This window comes from Buchnera aphidicola str. Sg (Schizaphis graminum), from assembly GCF_000007365.1.
Classification (GTDB): Bacteria; Pseudomonadota; Gammaproteobacteria; order Enterobacterales; family Enterobacteriaceae; genus Buchnera; species Buchnera aphidicola.
On record NC_004061.1, the window covers coordinates 502,025 to 519,076 of the forward strand.

The window sequence follows — 17,052 nt, forward strand, 5'->3', positions numbered from 1 at the left end:
TAATGAAAAATGAACATGTCTCATTTATTACAAAATTTCGCAAATAAAAAGATTATAACTTTAGTTGATTTTTATTTTTCGCAGTTTATTTCAAAAAAAAATTCTATTATTATGTTAATATCTGCTTGTGTAAGTTTTGAAAGTAAAAATGGTCATATTTTTTTACCAATTGAATATTTTGAAAAAAACTGCTTTTTTTCTATCTCAAATAAACAATTCATTAATAAAATTTTAAAATGTTTAAATAAAAAGAAAATAAATTGGTCATTAGAATTGTCAGAACATATATCTTGCGGAGATGGTTCCATCATAACTCCTTTAGTATTTTATAAAGATAAAATATATCTTTATAAAATATGGAAAGCTGAAAAAAAAATATTAGAACGTTTATATGAAAAAAATCAATTTGATACAATTGATACACAACAATGTTTAAATATACTAAATAATTTATTTTCTAAAAAAAAACATGATCTTCAAAAAATAGCTGTAATATTAACTTTAATAAATAACATTATTTTTATAACTGGAGGACCTGGAACTGGTAAAACTACTATAATATTAAAAATTATTATTGCTTTAATAAAAAATGCAAAAAAAAAAATAAAAATTCAATTGTCAGCGCCAACAGGAAAAGCTACAGAAAATTTAATAGAAATATTGAATGATAAATGGTTGAATCGTTATCTTCTTAAAGAAGAAAAAAAACAATTTTCTTTCAACCCTATAATGACTATACATCAGTTATTAGGAATTTCAAAAAAATCTGAAAAAATTTTTTTTAACAAAAACAACCTGCTAATGATAGATATTTTAATTATTGATGAAGCATCTATGATAGATATTTTAATGATGAGTAATATATTGTCAGCACTTTCGAAAAAAACTAAAATAATTTTTATTGGAGACCACAATCAATTAAAACCAGTAAAATCAAGTTCTATTTTGAAATATATTTGTAGTTATGCTGAAGATGGGTACAGTTTAAAAACTCAATCTATTTTACAAGAAATTACACAAAATTCAATAATAAATTATAAAATAAATAAAAAAAATACTTCTTATATAAGTGATAAAATATGTGTTCTGAAAAAGAGCTATCGATTTGAAAAAAAAACTGGAATATATATATTATCAAATGCAGTTTATAATAAAGAAACAAAAATTTTTGAAAAATTATTCAAAAACTCGATAGAAAACGTTTTTTTCTATGAAATCAATTCTGAAATAGAATATAAAAAAATGATTAATATTATTATTAATAATAATAAAATATTTTGGAGAAAGATATACGAAAAAAAAAATATAAAAGAAATAATAAAAACCTTTAAAAACCATCAAATATTATGTATTGTAAAAAACGGTTTTTTTGGTGTAAATTTTATAAATAAGATTTTAGAAGAAGAAATGTATAAAAGAAATATTTTCAATAAACGCTTTTATATAAATAATAAGTTATGGTATATAGGAAAACCTATTATAATTACAGAAAATAATCAATGTCTAGGAATATTTAATGGTGAAATAGGTATAACTAATCTTAGTCAAAAAAATACCTTACAGGTATCTTTTTTAAAGAAAGATAATTTTATTGAAAATATTCCCATAGAAATATTAAAAAATTATAAAACTTCTTGGTCAATTACTGTACATAAAGCACAAGGTTCTGAATTTAATAATATAAGTCTAATACTGCCAAATAAAAATTTAAAAATTTTGAAAAAAGATATTTTGTATACTGGAATTACAAGAACTCGGAAACAATTAAATATTTTTTCAACAAAAGAAATATTTATTAAAACAGTCTTAAAAAATTAAGATACTTTAAAAGTAATCATCTAAAATAAATCAATCATTAAAATTTTCGAACAACGTTGATAATTATACATTTTCTTTTTACTTTCAGGCAATATTTCAACATCTACTAAAATGAAGCCTCTTTCTTGAAACCAATGAATACTTTGAGTAGTAAGGACAAAAATTTTTTTTAAATTTAGCTTTTTAGCATTTAACTTCATTGTTTGCAATAATAAATCTCCCCTTGAAGAATTTCGGTAATCAGGATGAACAGCTACACATGCCATTTCACCTATTTTTTCCTTAAAAAAAGGGTATAATGCAGCACAAGCAATAGTTAAATTATCACGTTCAATAATAGTGAATTTATCTACTTCCATCTCTAATTGTTCTCTAGATCTGCGTACTAAAATACCTTTTTTTTCTAAAGGACGAATTAATTCTAAAATACCTCCAATATCATTAATATTTGCTTGTCTGATTTTTTCTGCAGATTCCATAACCATCTGCGTTCCAATTCCATCACGCGAAAATAATTCTTGTAGTAATGCTCCATTTTTATGATAGCTAATTAAATGACTACGATTGACTCCGCTTTTACAAGCTTTAATTGATCCTCTTAAAAATCGTATTGTTGAAGAAATATAATCACCTTTCCCTTCTAATTTTTTAATTTCATTTTGTATATTATTAGGAAGTAATTCAGAAATAGTTTTTCCTTGACTATCAATTACACCTTGTTTACTGCAAAAACCTATCATTTTTTCTGCTTTTAACTTAATACTAACTTGAGTTGCAATTTCTTCAGAAGTTAAATTAAAACTTTCTCCTGTAACAGAAACAGCTACAGGTCCAATTAAAACTATGGCTCCATTTTCTAATTGACAATTAATAGCTTTTTTATCAATTCTTCTAATACGACCGCTGTGACAATAATCTATACCATCGTCTACACCTAAAGGCTGAGCAATAATAAAATTACCGCTAACAACATTAATATTAGCTCCTTGTAAGGGGGTGTTACTTAAACTCATAGAAAGACGTGCTGTTATGTCAAGCTGTAATCTTCCTGCTGCTTGTTTTACTTGTTCTAAAGATAATAAGTCAGTGACGCGTATATACTTATGATAAGTTATTTTAATATTTTTTTCCTTTAAATTAGCATTAATTTGAGGACAAGATCCATACACTACAATTAAACGAATACCTAAACTATGCAGTAATCCTATATCATTAATAATACCAGAAAAATTTCCATATTTAATGGCTTCACCACTTAGCATTATTACAAATTTTTTACCTCGATGAGCATTAATATAGGGTACACTGTGGCGAAAACCCTGAACTAATTCAGTAGTACGCTCTCTCATGACAATCCTCTTGCATTTTTATTCAAATATATATATTATTTTTTATATAATTTACTTTTTTTAAAAATACACAATTTATCTTAAAAAAAACAAAAAAATTATTATTATGATAATGATATGACCTTGTAAAAAAAGGGTAGAATTTGGAGTATTTTTTAAGATGGGAGTATTTTTTAGAATCTGAAAAAATTGGTTGCGGGGGCTGGATTTGAACCAACGACCTTCGGGTTATGAGCCCGACGAGCTACCAGACTGCTCCACCCCGCGCCTTTTAGTATTAAAGAATACATCTTTAATAAAAAAAAAGCAACCTTTTTAAAAAAATTTTTTAAAAAAATTTTTAAATATTATGCTTATATTATGCTTATTAAAAAAACTTAAAAATATTTAATAAAACTGCTATGCTTAATTCTTGCATTAATAAAATTAAAAAGAAAAAAAATATAAAAAAAATAATTTTAATGTTGATTTTTATCTTTTCAGTCAATTTTTTCACTAAAAATACAAATCAAGGTAAACAATATGAAGATAAATTAAACAAAGATTTTACGAATATAAAAAAAATAAATATAAAAAACAAATTAGTTAATCAAAAAGAATTTCTTCTACAACTTGAAAAAATTAAAATTTTCTCTCCAAATCTATATTCGAAAAATATATCTATTTATAACGCTATATTAAAATGGTTAAAAAAAAGAGCAGAAATAAATGAACTAAATAAATTTAGAATAAAGTTATTTCAAATGAAAGGCGTAGATCAATATGGAAATGTTAAGATAACCGGATACTATACACCAATAGTAAAAGCCAGTAAGATCAAAAAAAATAACTTTATATATCCGATATACAGAACACCTTCTAATTTTAAAAAAAATGAAAAATTACCACAAAGAAAAGATATATACAATGGTTTTTTAAAAAAAGAATATATTTTAGCTTATAGCGATTCTTTAATAAATAATTTTATTATGGAAATTCAAGGTAGTGGTTTTATAGATTATGGTGATAACAAACCATTAATTTTTTTTGGTTATGCAAAAAAAAATAATTGGCCTTATACAAGTATTGGTCAAATTTTAATCAAAAATGGCGATATACAAAAAAAAAATATTTCAATGAACACTATTAAAAACTGGTGTACACACCATACTCAAAAGGAAATACAAAATTTACTTGAAAAAAATAAATCCTTTGTTTTCTTTCAAGAAACCAAAAGAAAAGAGGTATACGGTTCTAGCGCAGTGCCATTAGTTGAAAAAGCAGCTATAGCTGTAGATAAATCAGTAATAAAAATTGGAAGTGTCGTATTAGTAAAAATACCTGTTCTTGATAAAAACGGCATTTTTATTCATAAATATGAAATGCATTTACTAATTGCATTAGATGTAGGAGGTGTCATTAAAGGACAACATTTTGATGTATATCAAGGAATCGGAGAAAAAGCTGGTAAATTGGCAGGTTTTTATAACCATTATGGATACGCTTGGGTACTGAAAATTTAACTCAAAAAACATAAACAAAAAGGAAAAAAAATGAATATAATTCAATCAGGAATCAACGTTAAAAATGCTTCTATTACTATAATAATAGCAAGATTTAATGAATTTATTAATAAAAATTTATTATCTGGAGCAATAGACACACTAACAAGAATAGGTCAAATAGACAAAGAGAAAATTTTAACAATATATGTTCCTGGAACTTATGAAATACCTATAGTAGCAAGTTATATTGCAAATACTAATAAATATGACGCTATAATTGCAATTGGTACAATTATTAAAGGTAGTACTGATCATTTTAAACATATTGCGAATGATGCTTATAGTAATCTTTCGAGAATTAGCACAAAATATTTTATACCTATTACAATGGGAATATTAACTACAGAAAACATTCAACAATCTATTGAAAGGTCTGGTACAAAAATGGGTAATAAGGGATCTGAAGCTGCATTAGCTGCATTAGAAATGATTAATATTATGAAAAAATTAAAAAAAATAAATAATTAAATTATGGAATATAACGAATTTGAAATTATATCTAAATTTTTTAAAAATCATCAAAAAAAAGATAAAAATCAAATTAAGGGAATTGGAGACGATAGTGCCTTAATAAAAATACCAAAAAACAATCTTCTTGCAATTAGCACTGATACCTTGGTTGAGGGAAAGCACTTTTTAAAAAATATAACTCCTAAAGATTTAGCATATAAATCTGTTGCAGTTAATCTTAGTGATTTAGCTGCTATGGGAGCAAAACCAACATGGATCACATTATCTATCACAATGCCAAAATCTGATAGTGTATGGCTAAAATCATTTAGTAAAAGTTTTTTTAAAATTTTAAATAAATATAAATTAAATTTAATTGGAGGAGATACGAATTCGGGTCCCTTAAGTATCACATTAAGCATTTACGGATTAATAGAAGGAAAAAATGCACTACTACGAGGAAATGCTAAAAATGGAGATTTAATATATATCACTGGAAATCTTGGAGAAAGCGCTGCAGGTTTATCCTTACTTCAAAAAAAAACTTTTTTAAAAAACGTGAAAATATGCAATTATTTAATTAAAAAACATCTGAAACCTATTCCTAGAATTTCTGAAGGCATAGCATTAAGAAACATTGCTAATGCAGCTATCGATATATCAGACGGTTTAATTTCTGATTTAGGTCATATATTAAAAAATAGTAAATGTGGAGCTGATATTAATTTAAATACAATACCTATTTCTAAAATATTAACTGATAATTTTAAGATTGATGAATATTTAAACTGGGCTTTAAATTCTGGAGAAGATTATGAATTGTGTTTTACCATCTCAAAAAAAAATATTAAAAAATTAAATGTAGCTATTAAAAAAAAAATAATTAAATGCACATGTATAGGTTATATTACATCTGCAGAAAAGGGATTGAATTTGATACAAAATCAAAAAAAAATAATTTTTAAAAAATCAGGTTTTAATCATTTTATTTAATAAATATGAAAAATTGGTGAAATATGAAAGATAGATTTTATATGACAAGAGCAATAAAACTTAGTAAATTAGGAGAATTTACAACTTCTCCAAATCCTAATGTAGGATGTGTAATAGTACAAAATAAAAAAATTGTAGGAGAAGGTTGGCATAAAAAATATGGAGAAAATCATGCTGAAATTAATGCTTTAAACATGGCAGGAGAAAAAGCAAAAGGATCCACTGCTTATATAACACTTGAACCATGTAACCATTTTGGAAAAACTCCTCCATGTTGTGATGCAATCATACAATCCGGGATAAAAAATGTAATAATATCTAGTTTAGATCCTAATCCCAAAGTTTCTGGAAAAGGGGTGTTATATCTTAGAAAAAAAGGTATCAGCGTAAAAATAGGTCTCATGTCAAAAGAATCTCAAAAATATAACAAAGGATTTTTTAAGAGAATGAGAACAGGATTACCATGAATACGACTAAAATTAGCAATGTCGATAGATGGAAGAATAGCTATGAAAAATGGAGAAAGTCGATGGATTACTTCAAAAGAATCACGTGAAGATGTGCAAAAATTCCGTGCAAAAAGTTCAGCTATTCTTACTAGTAGTGCTACTATATTAAATGATGATCCTTTACTGAATGTACGTTATAAAAAATTTGATAAAAATACATTATCTACTTTTCCTAAAAAAATATTTCAACAGCCTATAAGGATCATTATAGACAGTAAAAATCGTGTTAAAAAATCACATAAAATAATACAAACAAAAGAAAAAATTTTATTAATGAGATTAAAATTAGATAAAGAAATATGGCCAGAAAATACAAAACAAATTATAATAAAACCGTATAAAGAAAATATTGATTTATTATGTGTTTTAAAATTTTTAGGAAATTTAGAAATTAACAATTTATGGATAGAAGCAGGAAGTACTTTATCTGGTTGTTTTTTAAAACTAGAATTAATTGATGAAATTATTATATATATAGCACCAAAAATATTAGGACATGAGGCGAAACCATTATTTATATTTAATAATCAATTAAAATTGTTTGATTGTCTTAAATTTGATTTTAAAGACATTCGTCAAATAGGACCTGATATACGAATAAAATTAGAGCCTAAAAATAAAAAATTTTAAAATAAAGTATAATTGAGAAAACAAATGATAATAAAACCAAATTTTCGAAGAAAAGCTCGCGCCTGTGCTTTACAAATGTTATATTCTTGGGAAATTTCTCAAAATAATATAAAAGATAGTGCAATAGAATTTCTAAAAGAAAAAAATAAAAAAAACATTGATATTATATATTTCTATGAATTAATTATAGGTATAACCTATAATTGTAGAAGTATAGATGATTTGATGAAACCATATTTATCTCGTTCACTAAAAGAACTAGGACAAATTGAAAAAGCAATTCTCAGAATTTCGTTTTATGAGCTTTATAAAAGAAAGGATATACCTTATAAGGTATCTATCAACGAAGGTATTGAATTAGCAAAATTATTTGGATCTGAAGATAGTCATAAGTTTATTAATGGTGTTTTAGATAAAGCAGCATTAAAAATTAAAAGATAAATAATAATTAAAAAATTTTTATTATTCTAATATGACAACCAAGCAAGTATTTTGTTTTGAATGCCTTCCGGATCTAATTGATAATCATGTTTAATCTCTTCCTGACTACCGTGAGCAATAAACATATCAGGTAATCCAATATTTAAAACTGGAAGTAAAATTTTCCTCATCATAATAAACTCATTTACTGCACTTCCTGCTCCACCAGCAATAACACCCTCTTCAATTGTAACTAAAAAGTTATATTTTAATGATAACTTTAAAATCATATTTGTATCTAATGGTTTAACAAATCTCATATCAATCAATGTAGCATTTAATTTTTCTGCTGCTAAATAAGCATTTTGCAATAAAGCTCCAAAATTTAAAATAGCTATTTTTTCTCCAACTCGTTTAATAAGAGATTTACCTAACGGAATTAGCTTCATCGGGGATAATGACATTCCAATACCTTTGCCTTTAGGATATCTAACTACACTAGGACCTTCTTTGTACATATATCCTGTATACAACATTTGTCTGCATTCATTCTCATTACTTGGAGTCATAATAACAATGCCAGGAATGCATCTTAAATAAGACAAATCAAAAATTCCTTGATGTGTTGGACCGTCATGTCCTACTATCCCTCCTCTATCAATAGCAAATAAGACTGGTAATTTTTGTAACGCTACATCATGTATAATTTGATCATAAGCACGTTGTAGAAAAGTAGAATAAATTGATACAACAGGTTTATATCCTGCAATAGCTAGACCAGCTGCAAAAGTAACTGCATGTTGCTCAGCAATAGCAACATCAAAATATTGATTAGGAAAAAGACGAGAAAATTTTAGCATTCCCGAACCTTCACACATAGCAGGTGTGATAGCCATTATTTTTTTATCAAATTCAGCTATTTCGCATAACCAAGAACCAAAAACATCTGAATAAGTAAGAATTTTAGAAGATGAAGAAAAAGATTGAGATATTGTATGCCATTTAATTGGATCTAATTCTGCAGGAAGATAACCTTTTCCTTTTTTAGTAATTAAATGCAATAAACAGGTTTTTCTATAATCTTTTGTTTTTTTAAAAATTTCAATCAATTTAAAAATATTGTGTCCATCAAATGGTCCTAAATATTTAAAATTTAAACTTTCAAATATTGAAAAATTAAAAATTTTGCTGCTTTTTTTTATATCTCTTAAAAATTTTAAATGTTTATTTAAGGCACCTATATTTTTTGAAATAGACATTTGATTATCATTTAGAACTACTAGAAGGTCAGATTGTATTATACCAGCATGATTCATAGCTTCAAAAGCCATACCTGCAGTCATAGAACCATCACCAACAACACAAATGGTTTTTCTATTTTTTCCCTCTTTTCCAGCTGCAATTGACAATCCCAATCCTGCACTAATTGAAGTAGAAGAATGTCCAACACTTAAAATATCATATTTACTTTCTTCTCTAAAGGGGAAGGGATGCAATCCATTTTTCTTTCTGATACTGCCTATTTTTTCAGCTCTTCCTGTCAATATTTTATGCGGATAAGATTGATGTCCTACATCCCACAATAAATTGTCAAAAGGAGTATCATAAACATAATGCAAGGCAACGGTAATTTCGATGACACCTAATCCAGAAGCAAAATGTCCTTGAGTAATAGAAACTACATCCAATAAATATTTTCGTAATTCTGTGCATAATTGTGGTAGTTGTTCAATCGATAAAAGTCGTAAACGTCTTACTGAATGAGCAAAAGATAAAATTGGATATCTTGTAATGTCAAAATTCATTGGAAACTCATTTTTAAACTTATTTAAAACGTTTCATTATAAACTGTGTCAGTAATTTTAATATATTAACATTAAAATTTTTTTTTAAAATTTCTAATGTAAAAAAAGCTTCTTTATATAATTCTTTTATTTTAATTTTAGATTTTTTTAATCCTATTAATAATGGATATGTATTTTTTGTTTTATTTCTTTTACTCTCTAACTTTTTGATATCATTTTTTAAATCCAAGATATCATCTTGAATTTGAAAAGCCAAACCAATAGAAACTGAAAATTTATCTAAAATAAATAAAACTTCTTTAGAAAAATTGTTAGAAGCAAAATAAGCTAAACGTATAGAGCACCGAATTAAAAATGCAGTTTTATATAAATTAATCTTTTCTAATTCAGATATATTTATTTTTTTTCTTTCTTTTTCTAAATCTAGCATTTGACCAATACACATCCCAGAATAACCAATTGCATTAGAAAACTCAGCAATCATTTTTAAACGAATAGAATCGTGTACTCCTGGCATATTACTATTTGATAAAATATTAAATGCCAATCCTTGTAATGCATCACCTGCCAATAAAGCAAAATTTTCACCATACTTTATATGACAAGAAATTTTCCCTCTTCTAAAATAATCGTTATCAATACATGGCAAATCATCATGAATTAAAGAATACGAATGAACTAATTCAACAGCAGCAGATATAACATCAAGTGCAGCAATATTGACTTGAAATGTTTCTCCAGTAGCATATATTAAACATGCACGTAATCTTTTTCCTCCTGATAAGGTACTGTATTTCATTGCTCTAAAAAGAACAGAATCCTGAAAGGGCAATTCTTGTATTATTTCGAACAACTTTTTATTTATACGATTATAGTAGATGTCATATAAATGAGAAAAATTCATATTTAACACCTAAAAGATTAATTATAAAATTAATAAAAAATTAAATTAAAATATATAAACATTTAAGATATTCATATAAATTATACTATAAAAAAATTATTTCTTACAAAAAAAACTAAATATAAACCATATAAGGGTAATAAAAATCTCAAATAAAAAAATATGATTAGTATTGAAAAAGGTACATAACAATCCATTTAAAACACCTCCACATGCTATTCCTAAGAATTGACTAGTAGAATAAATACTCATAATACTACCTTTATAATAATTTATAGATATTTCTTGACTTAAATGTGAAGGAAAAAAAATTTCTAATATATTAAAAGCAATAAAAAAAATTTGCAAAGCAAATGTTAAACATATCAGATTATGTTGTGACAATAAAAAAAGCAGAAGTGATAAAAAAATAAAAAAAATACATATTTCAATAATATTTTTTAAAAAAAAATGAAATTTAAAATAAAAAACAATTAAAAATAAAAAAAAGAAAGAAAAAACTATAGTAGCAAAATATACTATCCAATGATAATGCAATGCAAGACCAGAAAGCTCAAACTCATATGGTATAATTAAAAAATTCATAGTCAGTAGAAAATGAAGCAAAAATACACCTAAATAAAATCTAAAAAATATTTTATTAAAAATAAACTTTATTTTTTTCTGATAAATATTTTTTTTATAATTTTTCAAAATTTCATTTTGAGATGAAGGAATAAGAAAAAAAACAATTAAAATAGAAAAAATAGAAAATACAGCTGAAATCCAAAAAATAGAAAAAAAACCAAAATTTTCAGCAATAATCGGAGCAGAAACCACAGAAATTAAAAAAGAAACAGCAAAGCTTACTCCTATAATAGAAATTGATTTTATACGATTTTCTTTACGAATCAAATCAGATAATAGTGCCATGGACACCCCAGAAATAGCTCCAGAACCTTGAATAGCTCTACCAATTATTAAACCAAAAATTGAATTAGTACTAACAACAATAAGACTGCCAATGAAAAAAATAAAAAGACCAAATATAATTATTTGCTTTCGGCCAAACCTATCAGATAATATTCCAAAAGGAATCTGAAATACGATTTGAGTGGCTCCATAAATACCAACAGCTAATCCAATTAAAAATTTATTTCCACCATTTAAATATAATCCATATTTGCTTAAAATGGGAAGAACTGAAAATATGCCTAACATCCGTAATAAAAAAACAACACAAAAACTTAATGTAACTTGTAATTCTATAAAATTCATTTTATAATTTTTCATATTCAACTCAATTATTATTAATAATTTTATATCTTATATATATCATGTTAAAAAATAATCATACAAAAAAATTATATGAAAAAATTGAAAAAGACACAGAAGGATATTTGAAAAAAGCTGCAGATTGGAGTATAGAATTAGCAAAAGAAATTGCAAAAAAAGAAAAAATAGTTTTGACCAATGATCATTGGACAGTCATAAATTTTATAAGAAAATTCTATTTTAAATTTAATATAACACCATCTATGAGAATGTTAATTAAAAGCATAGAAAAAAAAATAGGTCTAAAAAAAAGCAATAGTATTTATTTATTTAGACTTTTTCCTGAAGGACCAGCTAAACAAGCAAGTAAAATAGCTGGTATACCAAAACCTTCACGATGTTTATAAAATTTAAAATATAAAATCTATAGATATTAAAAAATTAAATAATATAACTACTGCAATAGAATAATAAAATAATTTACTGGAAAATTTTCTATCATCTTTTTCTCGAATACTTAAATAAGATATGTATAACCAATAAAAACTAAAAAAAGAAAAAAATAAAAGAAATATATAACTCAAATAACCTAAAAAAGTTAACATTGAACTAGCGATTATAAAACACGTTATATAATAAAAAATATGTTTTTTAGTTTTTAAAATACCTTTTACTACAGGAAAAAAGGGCAAATTTGCTTTTCTATAATCATTAATATAAAGAATCGCAATAGCATAAAAATGAGACATTTGCCAAAATATAAAAATAATAAATAATAAGAAACAGAATAAATCAATACTATTACTAATAGCAGTATGTCCAATAACAGAAGGAATAGAACCGGAAAAACTTCCAATAAAAGTTGAATACATTGATTTTCTTTTTAAAAAAAATGTATAGAAAAAAACATAGATAACAAATCCTATAAAAGATAAAAACATTGATAGAATATTCACAAACAAACCTAATATAAAAAACCCCACAATTCCAATAAAAGAAGCAAAAATCGATGCTGATGTGGGGCTTATTAGGTTCTTTACCAAAACTCTATTCTTAGTCCTATTCATCTTAGTATCTATATCTATATCAATGAGATTATTAAAAATACAGCTTGAAGCAATTACTAGAGACGTTCCCAAAATAGTAAAAAAAAATAAAAAAACATTAAAAAAGGGAAAAGATGAAAACAAAAAACTACCTATTATTAAAATAATATTTCCAATAATAATACGAGGTTTCGTTATTTCTAAATAATCTTTTAACATATAGATAAAATACTTTTAAGTAAGTAATAGTTACAAAATAACATGATGATTTAAATTATACATAATCCATATAGAACCGAACACAATAATAAAAACAATAATTAATATAAATAATAAAGATATAATGTTCCATGAATTTTTTTTAGAAAAATCTAAATGTAAAAAATATATAAAATGAATTATAATTTGACTTAAAGCACATAGTAAAATTACAAAAAAATTAATCTTTCTAGAAAATAAATGATTTAAAGTACAAAAAAAGGGAATAATAGTTAAAAATAAAGAAAATAAAAAACCTACTATATAAGACTTTTTTTCTTTATCAAAATTATTTTTTATTTTTTTATATTTATTCATTAAATAACTCCATTTAAATAAACAAAAGTAAAAACACAGATCCATATAATGTCTAAAAAATGCCAAAATAAACTAAAACATAATATTCGAATGCGAATAGTGTTAGTTATTCCTAAATAAAACAGTTGATACAAAATAGATAATATAAAAATTAAACCAAAAAAAACATGAATACCATGAACACCAACAATGGTAAAAAAAATAGAAAAAAAAGCATGTTGACTAGGACTACAATTTTCTAAAATAAGCTTATAAAATTCATTTACTTCCATTAATAGAAAAGACAAGCCTAAAAAAAATGTTAAAAGTAAATAAAAATATATTATTTTAATGTTGTTTTTATTTTTTTGTATGGTGAGCATACCAGATGACAATGAACTTAATAACAAAATCAATGTTTCGAGAAAAACATAAGATAAATTAAAAATTTTATGATTGATCAAATTTGTAGAAAAATTTGAAGAAATAATAGCATATACTGCAAAAAGAACAGCGAATATGATACAATCGCTCATCAAATATATCCACAAGCCGAATAGTTTATTATTTCTCATTGTTTCTTTTATCATTTTAAACCTGCTTTTTGAACATTTTCTAAGTGTCGATTTTCAATACTTTCAATCTCTTTTACTGATACAGTATATTCAGTATTTTCATCTATACTTTTAAAAATTAAACTTATAATAACAACTAAAAAAGATAAAAAAGATAACCAAATAATATTCCATACTGCAGAAAAACCAAAAAGTAAAGAAAAAAAACTAATAAATATACCTAATCCTGTATTTTTAGGCATATGAATTGCACTGTATTGTTTTTTTTGAACTTGATTCTTTTGTTTTTTTAGTTCCCAAAAATCATCTTTGTTTTTAATATGAGGGATAATAGCAAAATTATATAATGGAGCAGGAGAAGAAGTAGACCATTCTAAAGTTCTTCCATCCCATGGATCACCAGTAACATCTAAATTAATATGACGATCTCTTACTGAAACCCAAAATTGAATGATTTGACAAAGTATACCTATACCAATAAGAATAGCACCAATAGCAGCAATAGATAATAAAAAATGAAATTCAATATCAATATTTTGACTTAGACGACGAGTCATTCCCATAAAACCTAAAAAATATAATGGCATAAAAGCAGTAAAAAAACCTATGATCCAAAACCAAAAAGCACGCTTACCCCATAATTCATTTAAAATAAAACCAAATAATTTAGGAAACCAATAATTAATGCCAGCAAAACAACCAAAAACAACACCACCAATAATGACATTATGAAAATGAGCAACTAAAAATAAACTATTATGCAAAATGAAATCAGCAGGAGGAATAGATAACAGTACACCTGTCATTCCACCAATAGAAAAAGTAATCAAAAATCCAATAGTCCATAGCATAGAAGAATGCATATGAACACGACCTTGATACATTGTAAATAACCAATTAAAAATTTTTACTCCAGTAGGAATAGCTATAATCATAGTAGTAATGCCAAAAAAAGCATTAACATTTGAACCAGCACCCATAGTAAAAAAATGGTGAAGCCAAACGATAAAAGACAAAATAGTAATAGCTAAAGTTGCCCAAACTAAGGATACGTATCCAAATAAACGTTTTTTTGAAAAAGTAGCAACTACTTCTGAAAATACACCAAATACTGGAAGAACTAAAATATAGACTTCTGGATGACCCCAAATCCATATTAAGTTAACATACATCATTGGATTTCCACCAAAATTATTAGTAAAGAAATGAAAATCAAAACAACGATCTAATGTTAGTAATAAAAGAGTAGTAGTCAAAACTGGAAAAGAAATGACAATAAGAATATTAGTACATAAAGCAGCCCAAGTAAAAACTGGCATTTTAAAAAAACACATTCCTGGTGCTCTCATTTTTAAAATTGTTATTAAAAAATTAATACCTGTTAAAGTAGTCCCAACACCAGAAATTTGAAGACTCCAAATCCAGTAATCTACACCTACTCCTGGACTATATTTAACTTCAGATAATGGAGGATAAGCTAACCATCCTGTTTGTGCAAATTCACCTATTCCTAAAGAAAGAGTAAGCAAAATAGCACCACTAACATTCAACCAAAAACTTAAATTATTAAGAAAAGGAAAAGCTACATCGCGAGCTCCAATTTGTAATGGAACAACTAAATTCATTAGTCCAATTACAAGTGGCATAGCTACAAAAAAAATCATTATGACACCATGAGCCGTAAATATTTGATCATAATGATGAGGTGGTAAAAAACCTGTATTACCTGAAGATGCAATGACCTGTTGGGTACGCATTAATATTGCATCAACGAAACCACGAAATAACATAATGAATGCAAGTATTCCATACATAATAGATATTTTTTTATGGTCAACTGTGGTAAACCACTCATACCATAAATATTTCCATTTTTTAAAGTAAGTAATACTAAAAGAAATAAATAGTGCAATTAGAATAATAGAAATATATGTAACCATTATAATTGGTTCATCAACAGGTATAGCTTTTAATGTTAATTTTCCAAACATTGTATTTCCTCATACGCCTAATATTTTATATAAATTTTTCTAATGTTTGAATACTTTATTCTTTGAATAAGTTTGATTAATTATCTCATAAAATAAATTTTTTTTAACATCAGAAAAATATTCTATGAAATGATTTTCGTTAGGTAAAGAAATGATGTTAAAAATACTCATTTTATTTAATTTTTTAGGAGATTGTTGTGCTTTTTTAATCCAATTTTCAAAGTCTTTTATATTCAAAACAGATATTGCAGTAAATTTCATATTAGAAAAACCCTTACCACTGTAATTAGATGATATCCCTTTATATTTTCCGGGAGAATTAGACATTAAATTCAATGTAGTCATCATTCCAGGCATAGCATATATTTGACTACCAAGAGACGGAATAAAGAAAGAATTCATAACAGAATTAGAAGTAATATGAAAAATTATAGATCTATTTATAGGAAACATAATTTCGTTAATAGTTGCTATATGATATTCAGGATAAATAAATAGCCATCTCCAGTCTAATGATACAACATCTATTTTTATAGGCTTATATTTAGAAATAATAGATTTTTTAGGATCTAATATATGACTATAATTCCATGTCACAAAAGCCAAAAATAAAATTATTGAAATCGGAATTGTCCATACTATTATTTCTATTTTTTTAGAATCGCACCAATCTGGTTTATATTTTGCATTTATATTAGATGCACGATATTTAACTGAAAAATATATAGTCATAAAAATTACAGGTATTATAACAAACAGCATTATTAAAAAAGATATTAATAATATTGAACATTCTTGTATCGCAATTATTCCATGAGGATTGAACAAAATACTATCGCAACCGTGTAATGTAAAAGCAATTAAAATTAATAATAATGTCTTAAAAAAATTATTAAAATTTATAGATATCATCAAAAAAAACCTCAAATATAATATTTATTATTAAAAATTTTTCTCTTAAAAATATTATTTTTATATTAAATTTCAATTAAATTTTTTATTTAATGTAAATCAAGAAACAATCTTATAAAATCAATAATTTGTGAAATAATTGAATTATTTTTTAAAAATTGATAAAATTTAAAATAAAAAAATATATTTTTATCAATAAAATCAATTACACATTGAATTCTCATTTAAAAAATTGTTTTTAAAAAAATACTATAAATATAATATAAAATATTTCTTATCACAATTTCTATCTTTTAT

Annotated in this window: 15 protein-coding genes, 1 tRNA gene and 1 pseudogene; 7 read left to right on the forward strand and 10 right to left on the reverse strand. The window is 24.8% G+C overall.

Annotated elements, in window-relative coordinates:
* Positions 1 to 9 precede the first annotated feature (9 nt).
* The gene (gene recD, locus BUSG_RS02305) at positions 10 to 1,818 is read left to right on the forward strand and encodes an exodeoxyribonuclease V subunit alpha (protein WP_011053950.1); all 1,809 of its coding nucleotides are present in this window, start codon (positions 10 to 12) and stop codon (positions 1,816 to 1,818) included.
* Between the two features lie 20 nt (positions 1,819 to 1,838).
* On the opposite strand, the gene argA is transcribed toward recD, so the two are convergent.
* Positions 1,839 to 3,167 (reverse strand): amino-acid N-acetyltransferase, encoded by a 1,329-nt coding sequence (gene argA, locus BUSG_RS02310; RefSeq protein ID WP_011053951.1) that lies wholly within the window; start codon positions 3,165 to 3,167, stop codon positions 1,839 to 1,841.
* A 190-nt stretch (positions 3,168 to 3,357) separates the two neighbouring features.
* Positions 3,358 to 3,434: transfer RNA gene (locus BUSG_RS02315), tRNA-Met, on the reverse strand.
* A 134-nt stretch (positions 3,435 to 3,568) separates the two neighbouring features.
* Between BUSG_RS02315 and mltA the strand changes: the two genes are divergently transcribed.
* From mltA to nusB, 5 genes and pseudogenes are all read left to right on the forward strand, one after another.
* Positions 3,569 to 4,669, forward strand: a complete 1,101-nt coding sequence (mltA, locus tag BUSG_RS02320) for a murein transglycosylase A (protein ID WP_011053952.1) — start codon at positions 3,569 to 3,571, stop codon at positions 4,667 to 4,669.
* 30 nt (positions 4,670 to 4,699) lie between these two features.
* The gene (gene ribE, locus BUSG_RS02325) at positions 4,700 to 5,179 is read left to right on the forward strand and encodes a 6,7-dimethyl-8-ribityllumazine synthase (RefSeq protein WP_011053953.1); all 480 of its coding nucleotides are present in this window, start codon (positions 4,700 to 4,702) and stop codon (positions 5,177 to 5,179) included.
* Positions 5,180 to 5,182: 3 nt separating this feature from the next.
* Positions 5,183 to 6,154, forward strand: coding sequence for a thiamine-phosphate kinase (thiL, locus tag BUSG_RS02330; protein ID WP_011053954.1), 972 nt, complete (start codon positions 5,183 to 5,185; stop codon positions 6,152 to 6,154).
* A gap of 23 nt (positions 6,155 to 6,177) precedes the next feature.
* A pseudogene (gene ribD / locus BUSG_RS03310) lies at positions 6,178 to 7,293 on the forward strand (bifunctional diaminohydroxyphosphoribosylaminopyrimidine deaminase/5-amino-6-(5-phosphoribosylamino)uracil reductase RibD).
* Between the two features lie 30 nt (positions 7,294 to 7,323).
* On the forward strand, positions 7,324 to 7,734 hold the full coding sequence (gene nusB, locus BUSG_RS02345) for a transcription antitermination factor NusB (RefSeq protein WP_044006097.1): 411 nt from the start codon (positions 7,324 to 7,326) through the stop codon (positions 7,732 to 7,734).
* Between the two features lie 26 nt (positions 7,735 to 7,760).
* On the opposite strand, the gene dxs is transcribed toward nusB, so the two are convergent.
* The 3 genes from dxs to BUSG_RS02360 all read right to left on the reverse strand — a co-directional run bounded on the left by dxs (position 7,761) and on the right by BUSG_RS02360 (position 11,679).
* A complete protein-coding gene (dxs, locus tag BUSG_RS02350; protein WP_011053958.1) occupies positions 7,761 to 9,518 on the reverse strand; it encodes a 1-deoxy-D-xylulose-5-phosphate synthase in 1,758 nt (585 codons plus the stop codon).
* A gap of 19 nt (positions 9,519 to 9,537) precedes the next feature.
* Positions 9,538 to 10,422: a polyprenyl synthetase family protein gene (locus BUSG_RS02355; RefSeq protein WP_011053959.1), complete on the reverse strand. Its 885-nt coding sequence runs from the start codon at positions 10,420 to 10,422 to the stop codon at positions 9,538 to 9,540.
* 96 nt (positions 10,423 to 10,518) lie between these two features.
* Complete coding sequence (locus tag BUSG_RS02360; protein ID WP_011053960.1) at positions 10,519 to 11,679, reverse strand: MFS transporter; 1,161 nt, start codon at positions 11,677 to 11,679, stop codon at positions 10,519 to 10,521.
* A gap of 59 nt (positions 11,680 to 11,738) precedes the next feature.
* Here BUSG_RS02360 and BUSG_RS02365 point away from each other — a divergent pair, with 59 nt between their 5' ends.
* Positions 11,739 to 12,083 (forward strand): TusE/DsrC/DsvC family sulfur relay protein, encoded by a 345-nt coding sequence (locus BUSG_RS02365; protein WP_011053961.1) that lies wholly within the window; start codon positions 11,739 to 11,741, stop codon positions 12,081 to 12,083.
* A gap of 3 nt (positions 12,084 to 12,086) precedes the next feature.
* Here the strand turns inward: BUSG_RS02365 and cyoE are convergent, their stop codons facing one another.
* Genes cyoE through cyoA form a run of 5 tightly spaced genes read right to left on the reverse strand, consistent with a single transcriptional unit; the run spans position 12,087 to position 16,755 of the window.
* Positions 12,087 to 12,941, reverse strand: a complete 855-nt coding sequence (gene cyoE / locus BUSG_RS02370) for a heme o synthase (protein WP_011053962.1) — start codon at positions 12,939 to 12,941, stop codon at positions 12,087 to 12,089.
* Positions 12,942 to 12,971: 30 nt separating this feature from the next.
* A complete protein-coding gene (cyoD, locus tag BUSG_RS02375) occupies positions 12,972 to 13,298 on the reverse strand; it encodes a cytochrome o ubiquinol oxidase subunit IV (RefSeq protein WP_011053963.1) in 327 nt (108 codons plus the stop codon).
* Complete coding sequence (gene cyoC / locus BUSG_RS02380) at positions 13,298 to 13,867, reverse strand: cytochrome o ubiquinol oxidase subunit III (protein ID WP_011053964.1); 570 nt, start codon at positions 13,865 to 13,867, stop codon at positions 13,298 to 13,300. Before cyoC ends, cyoD begins: the two co-directional genes overlap by 1 nt.
* Positions 13,864 to 15,843 carry a cytochrome o ubiquinol oxidase subunit I gene (gene cyoB / locus BUSG_RS02385; RefSeq protein WP_011053965.1) on the reverse strand — a complete coding sequence of 660 codons (1,980 nt, stop codon included), beginning with the start codon at positions 15,841 to 15,843 and terminating at the stop codon, positions 13,864 to 13,866. Before cyoB ends, cyoC begins: the two co-directional genes overlap by 4 nt.
* A gap of 39 nt (positions 15,844 to 15,882) precedes the next feature.
* Positions 15,883 to 16,755 carry a ubiquinol oxidase subunit II gene (cyoA, locus tag BUSG_RS02390; protein WP_011053966.1) on the reverse strand — a complete coding sequence of 291 codons (873 nt, stop codon included), beginning with the start codon at positions 16,753 to 16,755 and terminating at the stop codon, positions 15,883 to 15,885.
* Between the last annotated feature and the right edge of the window lie 297 nt (positions 16,756 to 17,052).